This window comes from Alcanivorax sp. HI0083, from assembly GCF_001635175.1.
On the sequence record NZ_LWFX01001561.1, the window covers coordinates 1 to 701 of the forward strand.

The following is a 701-nucleotide window of genomic DNA, read 5'->3' on the forward strand; positions in this document are numbered from 1 at the left end:
TGGAAGTGGCCGACTACAAGCGACACCCTGGCGACTTCATCCTGTGGAAACCCTCCACCGATGAACAGCCCGGTTGGGACTCCCCCTGGGGCCGTGGTCGCCCGGGCTGGCACATCGAATGTTCCGCCATGATCCACAAGCATCTGGGCGATGTCATCGATATCCACGGTGGTGGGCAGGACCTGATCTTCCCGCACCACGAGAACGAGATCGCCCAGGGCTGCTGCGCCCACGGCACCGATTATGTGCGCTACTGGATGCACAACGGTTACATCAATATCGACGGCGAGAAGATGTCCAAGTCTTTGGGCAACTTCCGACTGGTCCGTGACCTGCTCACCCAGTACCACGGTGAGATCCTGCGCTTTGCGCTGGTCTCCAGCCATTACCGTTCGCCGCTGAACTTCTCTGCCGACGTGCTGGAGAATGCCGAGAAAGGCCTGGATACACTCTACTACGCTCTGCTCGGTCGCGGCGAAACCGTGGCGCCGGAAGCCGGTTACCAACTGCCGGACAACCACCCGGTGCTGGAAGCGCTGAAAGATGATCTGAACACCTCGGAAGCGGTCAGCGCCCTGCATGCCATCGCCGGCGAACTGAACAAGGCCGAGCTGGCGGACAAGCCGAAACTGAAAGCGGAATTACTGGCCGGCGCCGACCTGCTCGGTATTCTCACCGTGGAGCCCACTGCCTGGTTCCAG

Annotated in this window: 1 protein-coding gene; it reads left to right on the forward strand. The window is 60.9% G+C overall.

Annotated features, from left to right (window positions below; genetic code table 11):
* Positions 1-701, forward strand: a 701-nt coding sequence (locus A3754_RS23330) for a DALR domain-containing protein (RefSeq protein ID WP_156497176.1), incomplete at both ends; no start/stop codon positions are given.